This is a genomic window from Vibrio sp. Y176, from assembly GCF_033438945.1.
Map to the genome: position 1 here is coordinate 1 of NZ_JAWOQS010000523.1, position 702 is coordinate 702.

Below are 702 nucleotides of genomic sequence, written 5' to 3' on the forward strand. Positions count from 1 at the left end.
TTATCTGAGTCTCGTTACCCGGATGATCGTAAACACGGCACCGTAGGCGCAGTGGCGTTAGACCAGCAAGGCAACTTAGCTGCGGCGACCAGTACGGGTGGGGTAACCAATAAGCAATATGGTCGTGTTGGAGATTCTGCACTGATAGGCTGTGGCACGGTGGCTGAGAATGGCGTGGTGGCAGTTTCAACTACGGGTGTTGGTGAGTTCTTTATTCGTAAACGTGTTGCGGAAGATGTAGCAGCACGCATGCGTTATTTGCAAGAGGACGTACATACCGCGTGTGAAGCCATTATTCAGGGAGATCTCAAAACCATGGGCGGAGAAGGTGGCCTGATTGCCATTGATGCGAATGGTGAGTTGCATTTCGCTATGAACAGTATGGGTATGTATCGTGCGGGTATCAATACTCGTGGTGAGTTGAGTGTGAAAATCTACGCTAACGACTAACCGTTCGATTATTTCACGACGAGCAACCGTGCAATTACAACAAAGCCCAGCATAAGTCTGGGCTTTGTTTTGTCTTTCGCGTATTGATCAGTAATGCGGCGGCGGTGGCTCGTTGGCTGGATCTTCCATATTCGAAGAATCCATATTTTTCACTTTGCCTACTACGTACTTCATTTGATCTTGCATCTTCGTGATCTGCAATTGTTGTTGTGACAATGCACTGTTCAGATCTTCGATTGTTTGCTCTTGGAA

At 47.7% G+C, this 702-nt stretch carries 2 protein-coding genes; one reads left to right on the forward strand and one right to left on the reverse strand.

Going from position 1 to position 702, the window contains the following annotated elements:
* On the forward strand, positions 1 to 450 hold a 450-nt coding region (locus tag R7O13_RS27090), incomplete at its 5' end, for an isoaspartyl peptidase/L-asparaginase (protein ID WP_318305227.1).
* Positions 451 to 537: 87 nt separating this feature from the next.
* Here the strand turns inward: R7O13_RS27090 and R7O13_RS27095 are convergent.
* On the reverse strand, positions 538 to 702 hold a 165-nt coding region (locus R7O13_RS27095), incomplete at its 5' end, for a SlyX family protein (protein WP_318305228.1).